At 37.3% G+C, this 20650-nt stretch carries 23 protein-coding genes and 1 pseudogene; 8 read left to right on the top strand and 16 right to left on the bottom strand.

The window, feature by feature from the left end:
- Nucleotides 1-10: 10 nt before the first annotated feature.
- Nucleotides 11-685: pseudogene (dapF, locus tag HMPREF1039_RS05905) on the bottom strand (diaminopimelate epimerase); the annotation flags it as partial.
- Nucleotides 686-812: 127 nt separating this feature from the next.
- Here dapF and HMPREF1039_RS05900 point away from each other — a divergent pair.
- On the top strand, nt 813-1655 hold the full coding sequence (locus HMPREF1039_RS05900; protein WP_007391470.1) for an AraC family transcriptional regulator: 843 nt from the start codon (nt 813-815) through the stop codon (nt 1653-1655).
- Between the two features lie 65 nt (nt 1656-1720).
- Here the strand turns inward: HMPREF1039_RS05900 and HMPREF1039_RS05895 are convergent, their stop codons facing one another.
- Both HMPREF1039_RS05895 and HMPREF1039_RS05890 read right to left on the bottom strand, forming a co-directional pair.
- Nucleotides 1721-2488 (bottom strand): hypothetical protein, encoded by a 768-nt coding sequence (locus HMPREF1039_RS05895; protein ID WP_007391504.1) that lies wholly within the window; start codon nt 2486-2488, stop codon nt 1721-1723.
- A 139-nt stretch (nt 2489-2627) separates the two neighbouring features.
- Nucleotides 2628-4928, bottom strand: coding sequence for a hydratase (locus HMPREF1039_RS05890; protein ID WP_007391464.1), 2301 nt, complete (start codon nt 4926-4928; stop codon nt 2628-2630).
- A 283-nt stretch (nt 4929-5211) separates the two neighbouring features.
- On the opposite strand from HMPREF1039_RS05890, the gene HMPREF1039_RS05885 reads away from it, so the two are divergent.
- Entirely contained in the window at nt 5212-6555 is a 1344-nt protein-coding gene (locus tag HMPREF1039_RS05885) for a citrate synthase (protein WP_007391484.1), read from the top strand.
- Nucleotides 6555-7553 carry an isocitrate/isopropylmalate dehydrogenase family protein gene (locus HMPREF1039_RS05880; protein WP_007391494.1) on the top strand — a complete coding sequence of 333 codons (999 nt, stop codon included), beginning with the start codon at nt 6555-6557 and terminating at the stop codon, nt 7551-7553. Before HMPREF1039_RS05885 ends, HMPREF1039_RS05880 begins: the two co-directional genes overlap by 1 nt.
- Nucleotides 7554-7597: 44 nt before the next feature.
- Here HMPREF1039_RS05880 and HMPREF1039_RS05875 read toward each other — a convergent pair whose 3' ends face one another.
- The 13 genes from HMPREF1039_RS05875 to dnaA all read right to left on the bottom strand — a co-directional run bounded on the left by HMPREF1039_RS05875 (nt 7598) and on the right by dnaA (nt 17849).
- Nucleotides 7598-8395 (bottom strand): class I SAM-dependent methyltransferase, encoded by a 798-nt coding sequence (locus HMPREF1039_RS05875; protein ID WP_007391505.1) that lies wholly within the window; start codon nt 8393-8395, stop codon nt 7598-7600.
- 94 nt (nt 8396-8489) lie between these two features.
- On the bottom strand, nt 8490-8927 hold the full coding sequence (locus tag HMPREF1039_RS05870) for a Dps family protein (protein WP_007391490.1): 438 nt from the start codon (nt 8925-8927) through the stop codon (nt 8490-8492).
- Between the two features lie 156 nt (nt 8928-9083).
- Nucleotides 9084-9539 carry a transporter associated domain-containing protein gene (locus tag HMPREF1039_RS05865; RefSeq protein ID WP_007391471.1) on the bottom strand — a complete coding sequence of 152 codons (456 nt, stop codon included), beginning with the start codon at nt 9537-9539 and terminating at the stop codon, nt 9084-9086.
- A 59-nt stretch (nt 9540-9598) separates the two neighbouring features.
- Nucleotides 9599-10456 (bottom strand): hemolysin family protein, encoded by an 858-nt coding sequence (locus tag HMPREF1039_RS05860; RefSeq protein WP_232217177.1) that lies wholly within the window; start codon nt 10454-10456, stop codon nt 9599-9601.
- 100 nt (nt 10457-10556) lie between these two features.
- Nucleotides 10557-12479, bottom strand: coding sequence for a DNA topoisomerase (ATP-hydrolyzing) subunit B (gyrB, locus tag HMPREF1039_RS05855; protein ID WP_007391509.1), 1923 nt, complete (start codon nt 12477-12479; stop codon nt 10557-10559).
- Between the two features lie 68 nt (nt 12480-12547).
- Nucleotides 12548-12808 (bottom strand): DUF370 domain-containing protein, encoded by a 261-nt coding sequence (locus tag HMPREF1039_RS05850; protein WP_007391486.1) that lies wholly within the window; start codon nt 12806-12808, stop codon nt 12548-12550.
- Between the two features lie 2 nt (nt 12809-12810).
- Nucleotides 12811-13206 (bottom strand): hypothetical protein, encoded by a 396-nt coding sequence (locus HMPREF1039_RS05845; RefSeq protein ID WP_007391478.1) that lies wholly within the window; start codon nt 13204-13206, stop codon nt 12811-12813.
- Nucleotides 13197-13703, bottom strand: a complete 507-nt coding sequence (locus tag HMPREF1039_RS05840) for a DUF721 domain-containing protein (protein ID WP_007391496.1) — start codon at nt 13701-13703, stop codon at nt 13197-13199. Before HMPREF1039_RS05840 ends, HMPREF1039_RS05845 begins: the two co-directional genes overlap by 10 nt.
- Nucleotides 13693-14166, bottom strand: coding sequence for a DNA replication/repair protein RecF (locus HMPREF1039_RS08395; protein ID WP_007391487.1), 474 nt, complete (start codon nt 14164-14166; stop codon nt 13693-13695). Before HMPREF1039_RS08395 ends, HMPREF1039_RS05840 begins: the two co-directional genes overlap by 11 nt.
- Nucleotides 14167-14186: 20 nt before the next feature.
- Entirely contained in the window at nt 14187-14795 is a 609-nt protein-coding gene (gene recF / locus HMPREF1039_RS08390) for a DNA replication/repair protein RecF (protein ID WP_007391500.1), read from the bottom strand.
- The gene (locus tag HMPREF1039_RS05830; RefSeq protein WP_007391495.1) at nt 14792-15013 is read right to left on the bottom strand and encodes an RNA-binding S4 domain-containing protein; all 222 of its coding nucleotides are present in this window, start codon (nt 15011-15013) and stop codon (nt 14792-14794) included. Before HMPREF1039_RS05830 ends, recF begins: the two co-directional genes overlap by 4 nt.
- Nucleotides 15013-16128 (bottom strand): DNA polymerase III subunit beta, encoded by a 1116-nt coding sequence (gene dnaN / locus HMPREF1039_RS05825; protein ID WP_009369608.1) that lies wholly within the window; start codon nt 16126-16128, stop codon nt 15013-15015. Before dnaN ends, HMPREF1039_RS05830 begins: the two co-directional genes overlap by 1 nt.
- 224 nt (nt 16129-16352) lie before the next feature.
- Nucleotides 16353-17849, bottom strand: a complete 1497-nt coding sequence (gene dnaA, locus HMPREF1039_RS05820; RefSeq protein ID WP_007391473.1) for a chromosomal replication initiator protein DnaA — start codon at nt 17847-17849, stop codon at nt 16353-16355.
- Nucleotides 17850-18359: 510 nt separating this feature from the next.
- Between dnaA and rpmH the strand changes: the two genes are divergently transcribed.
- The 5 genes from rpmH (at nt 18360) to jag (ending at nt 20618) form a co-directional block, all read left to right on the top strand.
- Nucleotides 18360-18494, top strand: a complete 135-nt coding sequence (gene rpmH / locus HMPREF1039_RS05815; protein ID WP_007391465.1) for a 50S ribosomal protein L34 — start codon at nt 18360-18362, stop codon at nt 18492-18494.
- A 74-nt stretch (nt 18495-18568) separates the two neighbouring features.
- On the top strand, nt 18569-18925 hold the full coding sequence (rnpA, locus tag HMPREF1039_RS08025; RefSeq protein ID WP_007391489.1) for a ribonuclease P protein component: 357 nt from the start codon (nt 18569-18571) through the stop codon (nt 18923-18925).
- A 3-nt stretch (nt 18926-18928) separates the two neighbouring features.
- Nucleotides 18929-19138 carry a membrane protein insertion efficiency factor YidD gene (gene yidD, locus HMPREF1039_RS08020; RefSeq protein ID WP_007391472.1) on the top strand — a complete coding sequence of 70 codons (210 nt, stop codon included), beginning with the start codon at nt 18929-18931 and terminating at the stop codon, nt 19136-19138.
- Between the two features lie 92 nt (nt 19139-19230).
- The gene (locus HMPREF1039_RS05800) at nt 19231-19866 is read left to right on the top strand and encodes a YidC/Oxa1 family membrane protein insertase (RefSeq protein ID WP_050776617.1); all 636 of its coding nucleotides are present in this window, start codon (nt 19231-19233) and stop codon (nt 19864-19866) included.
- 2 nt (nt 19867-19868) lie between these two features.
- Nucleotides 19869-20618, top strand: a complete 750-nt coding sequence (gene jag, locus HMPREF1039_RS05795) for an RNA-binding cell elongation regulator Jag/EloR (RefSeq protein ID WP_007391498.1) — start codon at nt 19869-19871, stop codon at nt 20616-20618.
- Nucleotides 20619-20650 lie beyond the last annotated feature (32 nt).

The raw sequence follows: 20650 nt of genomic DNA, 5'->3' as shown, positions 1-20650 counted from the left end.
AGTCCTACTATGAACCGGTTCCGCAAGCCAAGGTGGCGCCGGCGCCGCGTTCCCAAGTATGAACTTTAATCGTATGTGAATCTATACATTGAACAAAATTCATATTGGTCTTTTTAGGAAATGCCGGATGGGTTTCAAATTTAGGACCCAAGACGGGTAAATCGACTTGCTCCACATCCTTTACATAAATCATCGTATGCGGTACGCCCATAAGTAAGCTGGTAATGCGGTACTCTTTACCGTCCACTGTCAACGGTTCATTAATAACCGTTCCGCTCGGCCCGTTCATAGGAATTTTTCGGCGTTCCGGGAAGGGTTTGCCCATATTAATCGTAACCAATTGCACCTTCCCGTCTTCTCCCGTCAGCACTTTCGGCTTCATAATACCGGCCAACGTTTCTACCGTAAATTCTTCCTTTGCCATAATATGATGATCGTATACATATTTTGCAAAACACCGAATCCCGTTACCGCACATTTCCGCTTCACTGCCGTCCGCATTAATAATGCGCATGCGAACATCCGCTTTTTCGGAAGGAACAATGACAATAAGACCGTCCGCACCGATACCCGTATGCCGTTTACACATCTTCACGGCCAATTGCGAAAAATCTTTATTTTTTCCCGCTTTATCTTCAATAAACACAAAATCATTTCCCAACCCGTGCATTTTTACAAACTTCATAAGCTATCCCTCCTGTTGTTAAAAGGTTATTATACAGCTATCATACAATAACAGAAAATAGTAAAAATATATAAAAAATGCTATACTTATTGCAAATACTGCTGTCTTATGCTTACGAGGTATGATCATGTACAAAAAAACAGGCTATTTACAAGAACCGTTAAAACTTTTTTATGTTCAGGATAGTACCGAATGGATATGTCCCTACCATTACCATGATTTTCATAAAATAACTTTTTTTTTACAAGGCAACGTAACCTATGAAGTAGAAGGAAAATCATACATTTTAAAACCTTATGATATTATTTGCGTTGCCGCCGGCCAATTACATCGCCCTATTATTTCCGATCAAAAATTATATGAACGAATCATTGCCTATATCGCTCCGGAATGGCTTTATACTTATCAACAAAAAGCTTGCGATTTTTCCCCTATTTTTGCTCCTTCTCATGCGCCCGTATTACGCCAATCTTCACAAACCGAAACCTTGGCGGATACGATTCGTCGACTCCGTCAAACCTGGTATGAAGGACAGGAAAATAAATTATTAAAAGACACTATTTTTTTAGAAGCTATGCTGTATTTATCGGAGGGATTAAAGAAAAAAACCGTAACTACCGTAAAATTAGGTAATCATAATGAAAAAATACAACAGATCATGTCTTATATTCACTGCCATTTAAAAGAAAAACTGACCATCCCCATATTAGCGGAACAATTTTATGTCAGTCCCGATCATTTAATGCATCTCTTTAAAAAGGAAACAGGGTATTCCGTCGGCACATATATTACTACCCGGCGTTTAATCCTTGCCAAACATTATATGAATGCCGGACTGCCCTTAACGGAAATCTGTTATGAATGCGGCTTTACACAATATTCCACCTTTTATCGCGCTTGGAAAAAATATTATCGTACGAAGCCGCGGGATCGGGGTTCTTCTGTTATCGACGACCGACCGTTAGAATAAAAAATGATACCTCCTTATGTTTAGCCGCCAAAACGGTCTTATAAACTATAGGAGGTATCGTTTTTTTAAGAAAAGATCGTTAATTCCGTATACTCTTTACCGAAACGTAAAAATTCACCTTTTCCCAACGAAAAAGCCGGGGATTGTATATCTTCCGCCGCCGGTCGTTGCGGTACTTGTGTCCAACCATAGGTTTTTGCAAAAACACTACAAGGCGCCGTCACGGTCAAGCCGCTTTTTCCGAAATAAGCGCCGCTATCCGCATACGCGCGCACAGCTAACAAAATACCTCCTTTTACAAATAAAGAAAGATGCGGATGACTATATTGCCATCGTTCCATACCTTGATCTTCCGCTACCCGATCGGGAGCGCCGAATAGATGAATAATCTCTTGGTCCGTCATCCCCAAATACGCACCGCACAGCGTTTCATTATAATCCGCTTTGGCAGAACGCCGCAGAGCCTGATGATCATTAATAATTAAGTATTGATGTATATTATGTCCTAATAAATCCAAATGAATTTGTCGTTTTCCGGCGGCCTCTGTAATATAAAAATTACCGCTACGCGGATAATCTTCCGTCATATTGTCACCGTCCGTAACTAAACATCCGTTAAATAGATTGCCTTTAATATATGCCGCCGCATGTCCTTTCGTCGAGTACCACCTTCCTTGCGCCGGTGCCAACCAATGTATACTTTCATTGGCAACATCGGCGGTATTCGCCGTAACTCGTTCAATCGTTACTACCGGTGTTGCCGCTTGTAAACATACCGGAACCGCAAAAAGAACAGCCGCTGCGACCGCCCATGTTGCAACCCGTTTATTCATATCCCATCACTCCTCTATATCATTTTCTGTAGGGTCTTTTATTATACGCCGCTGCCCCGAAAAAACAATATAAAAATTTTTATAAAAAAATGCCCGCCCACGTTGCACAAAAAAACAACGCCGGAAGGGCATGGTAAATTTATATATTGTTTTGTTTTCGTTGTCGATTAAAATTAATCAAACAACCTGATAAAATAATATTTTTTTCATTTTCGGTCAACGGTTCTATATATAACGAAACGGGACGCACGGTATGATCTAAAATATATCCTGTAAAATGCAACTTTCCTTCTTGTAAGCGAGAACGCACAAAAGGAATAAAAATATATTCGTCTACTGAAAAAGAAGCCTCCTCTTTTAATTGAAACGGTAACATCCCCCAATTAATCACATTGGAACGATATCGTTTCGTGGCATATTCCCGGCAAATATTTGCCGCCCCGCCTAAGACGCGTTGACAGCTGGCAGCTTGTTCCCTTGCCGAACCGTCCCCCGGTTTGACACAATAAATTAAACTGCCTATACCCGTATCTTTCCAATCGGCAGATCCTACGACAATCTTCATTTTTTTATGTATTTCTTTTAACACAGAATCCGCATACCGGTCTTCAGCAACTTCTTTCTTTCTTATTTCTTCCAACATTGCCGCGGCTTTCGCCCGCATAACATAGTCAGGATCTCTTCGTGATAAAGTAAAAGCGGCCAATCCTAACGGATTGGATCGATAAGAAGAGGTTTCTCCCGACGGAATGAGTTCGTCCGTAGTAGTGACAGGATCCGAAATTTTAGTACAAACTTTCAAGACAAGATGTTCCGGTAACGGAGGTAATTCCGGCCAATCCTTAATATTGGGACCATATATTAAAGCCGTATCACTTTTTTCTTTCCCGAATCCTTCATACACTCTTTTATTATATACCATATCATCATATATATATTCCGGTTCCACATACTCATCCAAGTAACCTTCCGCCGAGGTCAAACAGCCGCCATTGCCGGCAGTAGCCGCAATAGAACGCGCATCCATTAATGCCACTGCCGAAAATTGTCCGTTCCCCGGTTTCGATCCTTCACGATTGGGAAAATTACGTGTTGTATGGCGAATACTGAACGCATTATTGGCCGGCGTATCGCCGGCGCCGAAACAGGGACCGCAAAAAGCGGTTTTCACTACCGCTCCGGCCGCCATTAACGAAGTGACACAACCTTTACGAATTAAATCCATATACACCGGTTGGGAAGATGGGTATACTTCTAAAGAAAACATATCATTGCCGCAATTTTTATGTGCCAACACATGGGCGGCGGCGGCAATATTGCCATAATTACCGCCGGCACATCCTGCAATCACTCCTTGTTGTACATAAAATTTTCCATCTTGCAATTTATCCGTTAAAAAAGCGGCAGAATTATTTCCCCCTATTCGTTTTTGAATATCTTTTTCCGTCATCCGCAAAATATCCCCGGCTTGTCGTTTAAATTCGTCAATAGTAAATACATTGCTGGGATGCATAGGTAACGCAATCATCGGACGAATTTTACTCAAATCCACATAAATCATGCCGTCATAATATGCCGTTTCATGAGGCGCCAATTTTTTATACGCCTCTTTTCGTCCATGTAAAGATAAATATTGTTCCGTATCTTCATCCGTTTGCCAAATAGAAGATAAACAAGCGGTTTCTGTCGTCATGACATCAATACTGTTACGAAAATCCGTACGCATATGTTTTATGGAAGGTCCTATAAATTCCATAATTTTATTTTTTACATATCCTTGTTTAAACACGGCACCGATAATAGCTAACGCAATATCGTGAGGCCCCACTGCCGGATCCGGTGTCCCCGTAAGATATACGGCAATAATTTCCGGATACGGAATATCATACGTATCTTGCAATAACTGTTTTACCAGTTCGCCTCCCCCTTCACCGATCGCCAAAGTACCTAATGCACCGTAGCGAGTATGACTGTCCGACCCGAGAATCATCTTCCCGCAGCCGGCCATTTTTTCCCTCATATATTGATGAATAACGGCAATATGAGGCGGAACAAAAATACCGCCATATTTTTTGGCGGCCGACAATCCGAATACATGATCATCTTCATTGATTGTGCCGCCTACTGCACATAAAGAATTATGACAATTCGTCAATACATACGGTAACGGAAATCGATGCATTCCCGATGCTTTGGCCGTTTGAATAATACCGACATACGTAATATCGTGAGAAGCCATAGCATCAAATTGAATTTGCAATAGATCGGCACTTTTACTTTTATTATGAGTTTGTAAAATACCGTAAGAAATCGTCCCTTGTTTTGCCTTGTCTCTATATGCCGCCGCCATCTCTTTTCCTATTTTCTGTTCTTGTTCATGTGCCGGCACCGGATCTTTTCCCTTTATAACATATACGCCTTCCCCATATAAAGTAATCATATATCGGTCACTCCTTATTTCTTTATGTAAAATCCAAAGTCATAAAATTTCATATACAGAAAATTATTTATATTTTCATACATATAATGTACATTTAAAACTGTCAGTATATTTCTAAATTCATTGATTTTTATTTTTTACTTTATTTTTTTATCTTATTTTTATGTTATAATAACATATATTTTTCATATAATCTATAGGTATTATTATTTTTTACACCTCTCTTATTATTTTATAATTTATAATAAAAAAAGAATAATTAATTAAAAAAGAGGAGATGTCCATGGTAGATAATAGTATTTATTTAGCACAATTTTATGGTAAATCTCAAAATTATACACAAATCCCCCGTGTTTGGTATAATAAATATGGCGTAAAAAGAGGCTTACGAAATGAAGATCACACAGGAGTTCTTGTAGGATTAACGCGTATAGCCGATGTTATCGGCTATACGCGTGATGAAGAAGGAAAAAAAATAAACTGTCCGGGAATTCTCTATTATCGCGGGATTAATATTGACGATTTGGTAACCAAAGAATCCTATCAAGGGTATTTATATGAACAAGCGTCATTTTTGTTACTCTTCGGCTATTTGCCTAATCGTCAGGAATTAACCGATTTTTGTGCTATATTACAAAAAAACTATGATTTGCCGAATGACTTTCTGGAAATGAACTTATTACGCTTACCGGGAAAAAATTTAATGAACAAATTGCAACATTGTTTATTGACTTTGTATAACTACGATTCGGACCCTGACAATACGGATGTCTATCAAACCCTGCAAAAAGGATTAAACATTATGAGTAAACTTCCGTCTATCGCCGTATACGCATATATGTCAAAAATGCATTATTACGAACGACAAAGTTTAGTAATTCATTATCCTTGCAGTAATTATTCCACGGCAGAAAATATTCTGGCCATGCTTCGTCCCTCCTGTACATTTACCGAACAAGAAGCGAAAGTATTGGACTTACTCTTATTCCTGCATGCCGATCATGGCGGCGGTACAAATTCAACCTTTGCCAATATTGTCGTTTCTTCCACGAATACGGATATCTATTCCGGCATGGCCGCTTCTATCGGGGCTTTAAAAGGACCCAGACACGGCGGTGCGAATATAAAAGTGTCCCTTATGATGGAAGCGATCCTGAAAGAAATAGGTCCCTACGCCTCGGATCAGGAAATAACCGCTTGTATTCAATCTTTATTACAAAAAAAATTTTTTGATCGTCAAGGTTTGGTATATGGATTCGGACATGCCGTTTATACTTTAAGTGATCCGCGTGCGGAATTAATTCGCAACTATTGTAAAATATTGGCCGGAGAAAAAAAGAAAGAACATATTTTTACTTTTTATGAACGCTTTGAAACAATAGCTAAATCCTATTTAAGTAAAACCAAAGAAACGGATATTTGCTGTAATATTGATTACTATAGCGGTTTTGCCTATGAATTATTGGGCATTCCGCGCGATTTATACACGCCTTTATTTGTTATCAGTCGTTTTGTAGGCTGGTTGGCTCATAACATTGAACACAAATTATATGACAATCGAATTGTTCGGCCTGCCGGAAAATATGTAGGCCATTTGGAATCTTATATTCCTTGGGAGGAACGCTGATGAAATCAATTACTGTATTTAAAGGCGACGGAATAGGACCTGAAATTACCGCCGCTGTATTACAAATTTTAAAAGCCGCCCACGCTCCTTATGATTATGAAGAATTTGAAGTAGGGGAAAAAGAATATAAAAAAAACGGCGCGCTTATTCCGGAAGCCGCGTTTCGTTCTTTTGAAAAAACCAAGCTATTATTAAAAGCGCCTATTACCACGCCAATCGGTAAAGGATTTCGTTCCTTAAATGTAACACTGCGAAAAAAATATGCTTTATATGCAAATATCCGACCGGCACGCAGTTCCGCAGTCATTCCCACCCCCTTTCCCGATGTGGATATTGTTACCTTTAGAGAAAACACGGAAGATTTATATATAGGCGTGGAATATGCTATGGATGCGGATACGATTCATGCTGTCAAACTCATTACCCGAAAAGCCAGTGAAAAAATTATTCGCGCCGCCTTTACGTATGCCCAAAAACACCATAGAAAAAAATTGACGTGTGTACATAAAGCGAATATTTTAAAACAAAGCGACGGCTTATTCTTACATACCTTTTATCAGATTGCCGAAGAATATCCCCATATTATAGCGGAGGATAAAATTATTGATAATCTCTGTATGCAATTAGTGATGCACCCTGCACAATTCGATATGTTGGTAATGCCTAATTTATACGGCGACATTGTTTCCGATTTAACCGGCGGACTGATTGGCGGCTTAGGATTATTACCGTCTATGAATATAGGTACAACCTATGCTATGTTTGAAGCGGTACACGGCAGTGCGCCGGATATTGCCGGAAAACATATTGCCAATCCGACGGCTTTATTATTTTCCGCTTGCCTGCTGTTGGAACACACAGGAGAACAGGAAATTTCCCAACGTATAAAAAAAGCGGTACAAACCGTATGGGAAACTACGAATATACGCACTCCCGATTTAGGGGGAACAGCAACGACGGAAGAATATACCCAAGCCGTTATCCGGCAACTGCAATAAAATAATGACCTTGATTCTTTACTTCAAGAATCAAGGTCATTATTTTATTTTTTATATTCATATATCCCCAAACGATTGTTTAACATATACATAATAGGCGCCATGAATCGCCAATACCACGGACCGATTTGCAATAATTTCGGAGTAAAAGAAAGCAAATCCGTTTGTTTTATCCGAGGCGCCCACATAGCGATTTCTTTACCGTGTTGAGAGCCCCAAGTAAACTCGGCTTCCATATACCTGCACATATCATGTTGTTTGGAATGATGTACTAAATACTTGGATAATAAGTCAATATACATAGTAAAACAAGAAAAATTAGTTTGTAAAATCTGTAAAATCTTTTGAATGTCCGATGTTGTGAAATACATAAAAACCCCTTCACTGACAAATAAAACCGGTCTTCCTATAGTATCGACTTGTTTCGCCCATGCCGCATCTAAAAGGGAAGCGCCTATGTTATGAATTCGTTTATGCGGTGTAAGAAATTGTTCGCGCAAATGAATAATTTCAGGAAAATCAACATTATACCAATCAATAAAGCCGTTATCAATACGATAAAATCGCGTATCCAACCCGCACCCTAACGAAATGACAATACTATCCGGATGTAAGGATAAAAATTTTTTTACTTCTCTATCTATAATAAAGGCCCGTGCTAAAATACCGTAATATGATTTTTTAGCGGTTTTCCAGGATGTATAATCAATACTTTCTTTTACCTGACGCCAAATCGCTCCCGCTTTTTTATCTCCCAATACAGGTTGCGCCGTAGACGCATCTATCGCTCGCACATACAGCGTTAATAACGAAGTGGCACTGACGCCTTGTAACGTATCCATGCTGCCTCCTTACTGCAAAATAATAGGCTTATATAAAGAAAAAGGGCAATATACATGTATTGTCCTTTTCTTTATATATTTTCTTATATTTTATTTATTCTTGTGACTGACGCAGCATCCAAATCGCTTTACTGTATTCCGCAATAAAATCATCAGCCATGGTCGATACTTCATACACATTCGCTGCATCCGCCGCCGCTTTTATATCACAAATTTGTTTTTTCATCGTTGTAAAGTCCGCAATAACACTTTTAGCTACGGCATCGGCGGAAATTTTTTTATTTTCCGCTTCTTTCAACGTAGCAATCTTCAAATACGATGCCATCGTACCCAGAGGTTCGCCTTGTAATTTTAAGATTTCTTCGGCAACAACATCGATACCTTCATTCACATGCGTATAGTATTCTTCCAGTTTCGCATGTAATGTAAAAAATTGCGGTCCCGTTACATTCCAATGATAGTTTTGCAACTTACGATGCAAAACCGCCAAATTAGCCATATACGCATTCAATTGCTCAATCAATTTTTCCATGTAAAGTACCTCCTTAAAAAACAGTGTCCCTTAGTTCTTTATGATAATAAGAACTAATATCTTATGTTCAAATTGTATCACATACTTTCTGATTTGTAAACCATTTACATGAAAAATTATTGTTTCTGTTCCTATTTATTTACCGATCCTTGGTATCTACATTACAGTTTTCTCCGTTTTATCACTTTTCCCGACAATAACCAAAATCTTATCTACACGAAGATGATCCATGTCCATAACTTCAAACGTAAAATTCTTCCATACATACGTATCCGTTTCTTTAGGAATCCTTCCTAATCCGTACACAATAAAGCCGGCCAAGGTTTTATATAAATCTTCCTCTTCTTCCGGCAATTCTTCTTCCAGTTTAAAAAAATCTTTAAATTCTTCAATCGTAAGTAATCCGTCCATAAGCCATTCATGGTCATTACGACAAATAATTTTATTGGCTTCTTCTTTTTTCTCTTCTTCTCCTGCAGGCATAATACCGACTAATTCTTCTAAAATATCATGCAAAGTCACAATGCCGGTAAAATTTCCATATTCATCCAAGACGGCGCCTTCATGCACACTATGTTCCCGAAACAAAGCCACCACTTTCATAATATCCATAGATTCGGGAACATAAAGAGGTTTATATATACATTGTTGTAAAATATGTTGAATAGAAATTATTTTTTTTCTTTTACCGCTTCATAATAGCATTTAAAAACTTGTTGTACAGATATCATACCGCAAAAATCATCTAAAGAGCCTTTTCCTACCGGTAAATTATTATGATTAAAGGACAACATTTCTTTCATAATATCGTATTCTTCATTTTCTATATCCAGCCAATCAATTTGCATACGATTCGTCATAATATCGCTCACATCCATATCGGCTAAACGAAAAACACGATCTACCAATTCCGGCTCTTCTTTTTCAAAGGCTCCTAATTTAGCCCCCTGTTCCAATAATAATTTTATTTCTTCTTCCGTTACCGGCGCGGATATATGTTGTGAAATTCCCAATATTTTCGTCACTGCATTCGTAGAGGCGGCTAAAATCCAAACAATCGGTGTACATAGTAAAGAAAAATACAACATAGGACGTGCCAAAATACAGGATACGCTTTCCGGATTATCAATCGCAATACGCTTGGGCACAATTTCCCCAAAAATAATAGATAAATACGTAATAACGGCTACAATTACCGTTAATGCGATAGTATGTGCATAAGGAGCCGCTATAGAAAAATGAGAAATCCTGGCAGCTAACGGAGATGCCAATTCTGTACCTCCGTATACACCTGTTAATAATGCGACTACAGTAATACCGAATTGTACAGTAGAAAACATTTTATTGGGATTTTCTTGTAACTTTAATACAATCGAAGCGGCCTTGCCGCCATCTTCAGCCATCGTTTCCAAACGAGCTTTACGACAACTTACTACCGCCATTTCTAAAAGAGAAAAAATACCGTTCGCAAAAATCAGGAGAACAATAATACACAGTTGCTTTCCTAAGGAATATTCCACTACGATCACCAGCCTTATTAAATGGTATTGTTTTCATTATACCTTATTTCCAGTATCCGAACAGCACAAAAAAATAACTTCCGCCCGTTCTGCAGAAGTTATTTTTTTATTATAAGTCAAGATTACGAACTTTTTTGGCATTTTCTTGAATAAATTGACGTCGCGGTTCAACTTTATCTCCCATGAGAACGGAAAAAATTCTGTCGGCCTCTACGGCATCTTCCAAATGAACCTGTAACATAGTCCGATATTCCGGATCCATCGTTGTTTCCCATAATTGCTCCGGATTCATTTCCCCCAGCCCTTTATATCGCTGTACGACTATATTATTCGTATCTCTTCCCAATTCATCCAATTTGGCATTCATCGTTTCATCCGTATAAAAATACCACATTTGTTTGCCTTTTCGTACTTGATATAAAGGCGGTTGGGCAATATACACATGGCCCTCCGTAATTAACGGTTTCATAAAGCGATAAAAGAAGGTCAGCAACAACGTACGAATATGTGCTCCGTCCACATCGGCATCCGTCATAATAATAATTTTATCATATCGCCGTTTCGTAATATCAAATTCTTCACCGATTCCCGTACCGAAAGCGGTAATCATAGCACGAATTTCTTCATTAGCCAAAATTTTATCCAACCTGGCTTTTTCTACATTAATAATCTTACCGCGTAACGGCAAAATAGCCTGAAACTTTCGATCTCTCCCTTGTTTCGCGGAACCGCCGGCAGAATCACCTTCGACCAAATAAATTTCCGTTCGTTCGGAACTTTTTTCCGAACAATCGGCTAATTTTCCCGGTAAACTGCTGATTTCCAACGCATTTTTACGACGTGTCAATTCTCTTGCCCGTCGTGCCGCTTGCCGAGCCCGGGAAGCGGTAATTGTTTTATTTACAATACTTTTAGCTTCTACAGGATGTTCTCCGAAAAATTCCCGCAACCCGTCCGAAACCAGCGTATCAACAATTCCTTTTACTTCACTGTTTCCCAACTTGGTCTTGGTCTGTCCTTCAAACTGAGGTTCTCTGACTTTGACGCTGACAATAGCCGTTAATCCTTCTCGTACATCTTCTCCGGAGAGGTTATCTTCATTTTCTTTAATAATACCGGCGGAACGTCCGTAATCATTAATCGTTCGCGTCAATGCCGAACGAAAACCGCTTAAATGAGTTCCTCCTTCTTCGGTAAAAATATCATTAACAAATGTTAATATATTTTCACTGTACCCGTCATTATATTGCATGGCAATATCTACCATAACTTGATTTTTTTCTCCATCCAAAGGAATTACCGTAGGATGAACGGCTTGTTTATTTTCATTTAAAAATTGTACAAAAGAAATTAAACCGCCTTCATAACAATATACTTCTTGTTTGTTATGTTCTCTATTATCCGTTAACGTAATATGTAACCCTTTATTTAAAAAAGCTAATTCTCGTAGCCGTGTTTTTAACGTGTCAAAATCATATACGACATCGGGAAATATTTCCGGATCCGGCTTAAAATGAACCGTTGTCCCCGTTTCTTCGCCCGGTTCCAACGCACGTGTTTTAGTTAACTTTTTTTCCGTAATCCCTCTGGCAAAAGAAATGTCCCACAAATAATTATCCCGTTTTACTTTTACTTCCGTTTGTATACTCAACGCATTAACTACCGAAATCCCTACACCATGCAAGCCGCCGGAAATAGGGTAGCCGTCGCCGCCGAATTTCCCTCCTGCATGTAATACCGTTAATACCACTTCCACGGCAGGTTTTCCGACTTTATGCATGGCCACGGGAATGCCGCGGCCGTTATCACTGACAGTAATACTGTTATCTGCTTCAATCGTAACTTCTATATGTGTACAAAATCCGGCCAAGGCTTCATCTACACTGTTATCTACCACTTCATATACTAAATGGTGAAGTCCTCGTAAAGAGGTACTGCCAATATACATTCCCGGACGTTTACGAACCGCTTCCAACCCTTCCAATACCTGTATTTGTTCAGCACCGTAATCTTTTTTTTCGCCTTCCGCCATACCTTCTTCCTCCTCTATACGTAACGCTCTATATTTAATTATAACGCAAATACATATTTTTTTACCAGTTATTTTCTATAAGCAATCTTAGAAAAACATCCTATATACCGTTTAATCAGTGTCTTTAAAGTAAGAGGGGATGCATAAATATATTCTTCCGTAACAATATAAGAACGCACAGGCGTATCTTTTTCTGTATGTACAAAAATTAAAGGACGATAATATTTTTGCAAAGGATTACTTTTTTCCGATCGTTTAGGATGCTTTTTAAAAAAAGCCACAATAGATTGAATATTCACCATGTAATTACCGCCAATATGAAGATACATACTTATTTCCCCTCTTGTTTTACAGATTTTTTCGCTTGTCTGTATTTTTCTGTTAATCGCTGTACAAATTCATCCGTTATTTCTGTCGGTTTATACCGTGTAATTAATAAGGCTAAAACCAAATCATCTTCCGACGTGTCTACATTAAAGTGAATTTTCTCAATATATTGATAAATACAATCTCTTCGTACTTCATTGTATAATTCTGTAAAAGAATTACATCCTTGAGGCACGTATCCTTGCGTAATACATTCTTCCAAAGAAATCCACGGCATAGAAAGAATTATTTTACGAATTTTATATTTAAATTCATGCCGCTCCTGTAAACGACAAAATAAACAAATTTTTTCTCCATGATCCAACCAATTCCCGCATTTGGGACATTTTTTTATGCCCATTTGACGATAAGCTTGTATTTTTTTTCTTGTGTATATCGTACTTTTCGTATTATATCTCTCAATTCAGGAATCACATGACTCGTTTCCATCTGAATTTTATCTACAATTTCTTTCGACAACACTTGATTTTTTATAGATACAGAAGATGTTTTACGATCTGTTTTTTCCGAATATATAGAACTTGTCTTTTCTTTACCGCTATGAACAAACCGAATATCTTTGACTATTGCTTCTTCTAAATACTGATTAATATTTTGTATTAATTTTTGTTTATACATAAAAAGATGCTGCATCCATACAGAATTCAATACCCCGATATATAACACAAAGCCATGCAGCTTTTGCACATAAGAAAAAGCTGCAATTTGTTCTCCCGCCACTTTTTGCCAATCTTTTTTTAATAAAAATATTTTTAAAGGAACGGCTAAATGATTTTTTTCCAAAATATCCGCTAATGATACGCCGACCGGTTCCAAAGTTCCTTTTTTATGATTCATATTGAATAACCTTTCCGTCTTCTATTTTCCACTGACATCCCTCCTGCAACATAGAAAAAAGTAAAGGATCGGTAGTAGTAATAAAAGTTTGTATACGCTGATGAACAAATTGTAATAATTGTTTTCTTCTTAACAAATCCAATTCACTCATCACATCATCTAATAGTAATATAGGATATTCACCGATTTCCGAATATACAAATTCAAGTTCAGCCAATTTCAATGATAAGATTGCCGTTCTTTGTTGTCCTTGAGAAGCATATTTTTTAGCCTCTTTCCCTTCGATACAAAAGGTAAAATCATCTCTATGAGGTCCGATGGAAGTAGCGTTTTTATAACTATCCGCCGCTATATTTTCCTGCAATAAACGGGCATACTGCGACGCTTGCAAAATTACCGTATGACGGTCTTGATTATACGGCTGTTTATAGTATACATGCAGAGATTCTTTTCCCTGTGTCAACTCTTTATGGATTTTATCTGCTAATACATTAATTTTTTTAACATTTCCAATCTTTTTTTTACCATGTCCGCTGCTAATACGGCAAGTTGCGTATCCCATTCTGCAAAAGAAATATTTTTATCATAACGGACTTCTTTTAATAAAGCATTTCGTTGCGCCAATATATGATTATATTGTAAAAGACACCGATAATACATACGATTAACTTGCGATAATTCCATATCCATAAATTTTCTTCGTAAAGAAGGAGCACCTTTGATTAATTGAAGATCATCCGGAGAAAAAAGTATTTCCGGAATACTGCCGAAAAATTCACGTCCAATCGTTTTGGTTTCATTAATCCAAAGTTGTTTGGAAGATACACGGGATAAAATAATTTTTACTTGTTGTTCCACATGATTGCGTAAAAATCTAACAATAATCGATCCTTCCTCTTGTTCCCACCGAATTAATTCACGATCGGCAATACCTCTGTAGGTTTTTCCGATGCCCGCAATATATAAAGATTCCAATAAATTTGTTTTTCCCTGTCCGTTATTTCCATAAAAAATATGAATCATATTATGAAAATTCAATTCCATATTTTTATAATTTCGGAAATTGAACAAACGGACACCGGTTATTTTCATGATTCCTCTCCTACTAACTGCCATTCTCCCACATCGGTAATGGTTACAATATCATTAGGATATAATTTTTTCCGTTTCACCTGACACGGCATATGATTTACCGATATCTTATGTGCCGCTAAAAAAAATCGTATTTCTCCTCCGCTAGGCAATACGCCCGCCCATTTTAAAAATTGATCCAATTGTATATAAGCTGTATTAATTTTTATTTTTTCCATTATTTTTCCCTCATCGGTGTAACTACAAAAACACAAGAAGAATCATCTTTATCCTTAATTAATACAGGACTTTGCGTGCGTAAATTAATAATAATTTTTTCTTCATGGCAATGTTTTAATAAATCTAAAATATATTTACTATTAAAAGATATGGTAAGATCTTCACCCGTCATATCACATGCGACAAGATCTTCTACAACACCATAGTCGGGATGACGGCTCATCAATTTAATTTGATTTTGTGAAAAAGAAAATTTAATTAAATTATATTGCGGATTTTGAACGACTAAAGAAACACGTTCTACTGCAGAGGTAAAAGCTGCGCGATCGGTCGTGACCGTACATTGAAAATCTTTCGGAATAACGCGTTCATATTTCGGATATTCGCCTTCAATCAATCGCGTTTTAATATATACATTACTAAAGCGTATGGCTAAATAATTCCGAACTGCTGTAATCGTTACCGGTTCCGGTATATCTATCGGTAAATTTCGACTGATTTCCATTAATAACCGACTGGGAATTGTTACTTTAATAGGAGTAGTAATCGGCGTTTCCGACATATACGTTTTTAAAGCCAAACGATGGGTATCGGTAGCGACCATATTGATTCTGTTTTTTTCTACATCTAAATGCGTTCCCATAAAAATAGGTCGTTCCGTATTAGTAGAGCAGGCAAAAGAAGTGTGATCAATTAAATCTTTCAGAATAATACTATTGGTTGTAAATTGAGCGTATCCGGATTCTACAATTTCCACTTCATTAAAATCACTGATATTCATAGTGGCGCATTCAAATTTAACACTGCCGCCGATAATAAGTAATTTGGTATCTGTATCTTTTTTACAAAGTTGTACAGAATCACTCGGCAGTTTATGAATCAGTTCAATTAAGTACGGATTGGCTATAAACGTTTCTCCGGGTTCTTCAATAATTCCCGGAACAATAGTTTTAATGCCCATTTCATAATCATTGGCTTGAATTTCAATTACATTATGTAATGCTTTCAGTAAAAATCCGTTACTTGATTGCAGATTGTTGGTTTTACTTTGGGCAATTTTTGCAATGGTTTGTAATCCTTTATTTAAATCTTCTTTTGTCAGTGTTAATTTCATTTTTGTATCCCCTTTTTGACGTAGAATATATAAATTAAAAAATTTTAAAAAATAGTAATCATCATAATAGGCCCTGTGAGTTTGTGGATAAATAAATAGAAGGCGCATAATTACGCTATCCACAAATGTGCACAACCTGTGTATAACAAGTTTCAAACTATCCACAAATTCACAAAATTTTTAAATAAAATAAATTTCCCCAAAGTATAAACAGGTTTATGCCGTCAGTTATCCCCATGTAAGGCGTGTTGTTTTAATTTATCAATAGACTCTTTAAAATGATCATTTTCATTCATTTTTTGACTTATTTTAGAACAAGCATGCATAACGGTTGTATGATCACGCCCGCCGAATACGGTACCTATATGCGGATACGTATGTTCCGTCAATTCACGACATAAATACATCGCAATTTGTCGCGGCAACGCAATGTCTTTGGTTTTCTTTTTTCCCATAATATCTTTATATGTAACCGAATAAAATTGACAAACCGTATTAATAATTTCATCTGTTGAGACATATTTTTTTTCTTCTTGATTATTTACTAAATATCGTATGGCACGTTGGGTCATAGATAACGTGACCGGTGCTTTTTCGGCAGAAGCCAATACTTGGATATTATTAAATGCGCCGCTTAATTCACGAATATTTTCACTTACATTGGCGGCAATATAATTTATTGATTCATTATCTATAGACAAATGAATTTTTTCTGCCCAGGTTTTTAAAATAGCCGTTCTGGTTTCCAAATCGGGCGGATCAATCCAAGCTACGGAGCCGCTTTGAAAGCGACTTCGTAAACGTTCTTCCATGCGTTCAATATCCAACGGCGGTCGATCGCTGGTTAATACAATTTGTTTTTTATCTTGTTGTAATTTATTAAAAGTATGGAAAAATTCTTCTTTCGAGCTGTCTTTGTCACCACGCCCTAAAAATTGAATGTCATCTACTAATAAGACATCTATATTTCGATATTGACGACGAAAACTTTCGGTATTTTTATCTTGAATACATTTGATAAATTCATTGACGAAGTCTTCGCTGGTAATACTGCGTAAACGCATATGAGGAAATTTTTCTAAAATACGATGGCCGATTGCATGCATTAAATGGGTTTTTCCTAATCCGCTGGCACCATATATATATAAAGGATTAAATTCCTTACGTCCCGGTGCATCGGCAACGGCAAATGCTTTAGCAACTGCTAAACGATTACTGTTGCCGACAATAAAATTATCAAATGTATAAGAAGCGTCCAGTTGATTTTCCGGCGTTGTGTTTTCCGTAATAGGCAGGGATTTTGCTTCTTTTATTAATAAGTCGGGAGCACTGTCGATCGTATTGGCGGTACCTCGTAAGGATAGCGGCTGAAGAGGCTCTTTTTTGTCGACAGATTGCGGCTCGCGGGTATCTTTGATATGAATGGTTTCCGCTACTGCCGGTTCTGTAGGAATCGGTTCTTTAGCACTGCAAATCAATTTTATTTCTGTCGGCGTGCCGGTTACGGCAAGTGCCGCTTGCTTTAAATCTTCTAAATAATTTTTACTTAAATAGGTACGCAAAAATTGTTGTGCCGTATCAAGAATAAGTTGATTATTTTCATATGAATAAGGTAACAAAGACGGCTCAATCCAAGTATTGTAAATAGTCGGCGGCAAGGCTTGTTTTAATTGCGCCAACATGCCGATCCATAAAGAAGTTACATCCATTTCTTTCATCATGATCATTCCTATCTGTACGATTACATTTTTGTGGATAAATGGGGATTAAAAACATTATGCTATTATCATTAATTCAGCTATAGTAGGAGAAGTAACGGTTATTTTTTGTGTATATAAAAGTGGATACTATAGGGGATTATTTTGTGGAAAAAAAGTAAATAGAAAAAGTAAGTCTATACGTATTGTGGATGAAAAATGAGCACAGCAGTGTATACGTTCGGCTAAAAAAGTCCGAAAACATACGTAAATACTATGTTTCGGACTGAAAACAATTTATCCACAAAATGTGGATATGATGTTAATAAATATTTTTCTATCCACATTTTACAACAAAAGAAGGGAAGGGGGCAAGTTTAATAAAAAACAGGTTTATTTTAAGGGCGGGGTTAGGATAAAAATAAAGTGTAAATATGGAAAAATAATTGACAGTAACAGTCTTTTTGAATATAATTATGCTGTTATGGTGTAAATTCATATTGCTGGTCTAGTGCAATAAAGGAGGTGTCTCATATGAAACAGACATATCAGCCGAATACATTGTGGAGAAAAAGAACGCACGGTTTTCGTGAAAGAATGAAAACCAAGGGGGGCCGTATGGTATTAAAAAGACGCCGTTTGAAAGGTCGTAAAAAACTCTCCGCTTAATTATTTAGAGGAGGAACAGAAGAGTCCGATAAAGGATTTTTCTGTTCTTCCGGCATTTTTTAGGAATGTAATTTATGTATGAATTAACCAAAGATAGTCGGCTACGAAAGAATAAAGAATATCGTCTTGTATATAGATATGGTAAATCTTATGTAAATCGATATGTTGTTTTATATGTCATGGCGCGATCTTCTAAACAGTGTACTCGTATGGGTTTTGTTACAGGAAAAAAAATCGGGTGTGCTGTAGAACGGAATCGTTGTCGCCGATTGATGAAAGAAGTATATCGTTTACATCGACAAGAGTTAGGTTCCGGATTTGATTTAGTGTTAATCGGTCGCAGCCCGTTAAAAAATATCAACTTTGCACAAGCAGAGTACTATATTTTAAAAGTATTACGTATAGCCGGAATCTTATCGAAGAAGCGATGACGTATGAAAAATATTTTTATTATTTTAATTCAGTTCTATCAACAATGGTTATCTCCATTGCATAGACCGTGCTGCCGGTTTTATCCTACCTGTTCCGCCTATGCCATAGAGGCTTTACAGAAGTACGGTGTTGTGAAAGGGAGTTATTTTACATTGAGGCGTATTGCAAAATGCCATCCTTTTCATCCGGGCGGTTATGATCCGGTACCGTAAGGATTCGTTTTGAGAAAAGAACGACTATATATTTAAACTGACAGGAGTTGACACACTTGTTTGCACATATTATCAGTCCCTTAACATATATAATGTCTACATTTTTAACATATTGTTATACGTTTACACAGCATATAGGATATCCGAGCTACGGTGCGGCGATTATTATGCTGACGTTAATTATTAAGTTTATTCTTTCTCCTTTAACGGCCAAACAAATTAAGTCCATGCAGGGAATGCAGGTTATTCAGCCGAAAATTAAAGAATTACAAAAGAAATATAAAGGAAATCAGAAAAAACTGCAGGAAGAAATGCGGAAATTATATAAAGAAACAGGTGTTAATCCGCTTTCCGGCTGTTTACCGATTATTATTCAAATGCCTTTTTTAATTTCTATTTTTTATGCGTTACGTAATTATCCTTATGATCCTCATTTTGAAAGCTTTTTATGGCTTCCCAGTTTGGGTTCGCCGGATCCGACGCATGTATTGCCGGTTTTATCCGCCTTATCCACTTTTTTAATTCAAAAACAAATGACCGGTGCACAAGTAACGGAAGGAGAAGGCCAGGCATCGCAACAAAAAATTATGCAAATTGTTATGCCGTTGTTTATCGGATGGATTAGCTGGCGTTTTCCCAGCGGCTTGGTTATTTACTGGGTATTATCGAATGTATTTCAATGGGCACAACAAATGATTATGTTTCATGGTACCGATAAAGGAGAGTAATCATGAGAAGTGTGGAAGGAACAGGGAAAACAATTGCAGATGCAGTACGTTCATGTTTAGTTAAATTGGGGTTAATTGAAGATGAAGTTACGGTGGAAGTGTTGGAAGAACCGAAAAGCGGTTTTTTAGGTTTCGGAAATAAGCCGGCACGTGTACGGGTAACAGAAAAAGAAAATATTCATACCGGATTGGAAGTACCGGAAACGGCGGCACCGTCGGCCATCAAAACACAAGAAGCACAACCGGTAAGTATTTCCGCTGCGATTCCTGCTGTTCCTTCGGAAGAAACAAGTTTTACGGTTGAAGAAGCGGCAACAAAAGCAAAAAATTTTTTACAAACTGTATTAACCCGAATGGGGTTGTCGGTCATGATTGAAAAAATGATTAAGCCGGATAAAATCATCCTTCATATACATGGAAAAAATTTGGGCGTTCTTATCGGCAAACACGGACAAACGCTGGATGCGTTACAATATTTAACGAATTTAACAACCAATCAAAATGAAAATGAACGCTATTTTGTTATGTTGGATATTGAAAATTATCGCCATCGACGGGAAATTGCATTACGTAAATTAGCGTTGCGATTAGCGGCACGCGTGCGTCAAACAAAAGAAGATGTAGTGTTGGAGCCTATGAATGGATATGAACGAAAAATTATTCATTTAGCGTTACAACAAGAAGAACATGTACAGACGGATAGTGACGGACAAGAACCGTATCGTCATGTTGTAATTCATTACGAAGCGTAATGATGTGTAGAAAAAACCGGTGCTTCTGCACC

Source organism: Megasphaera lornae (assembly GCF_000214495.1).
Lineage (GTDB): Bacteria > Bacillota > Negativicutes > Veillonellales > Megasphaeraceae > Megasphaera > Megasphaera lornae.
Note: the sequence above shows the minus strand (reverse complement) of the source record. Positions and strands in the feature narration are given on the sequence as shown.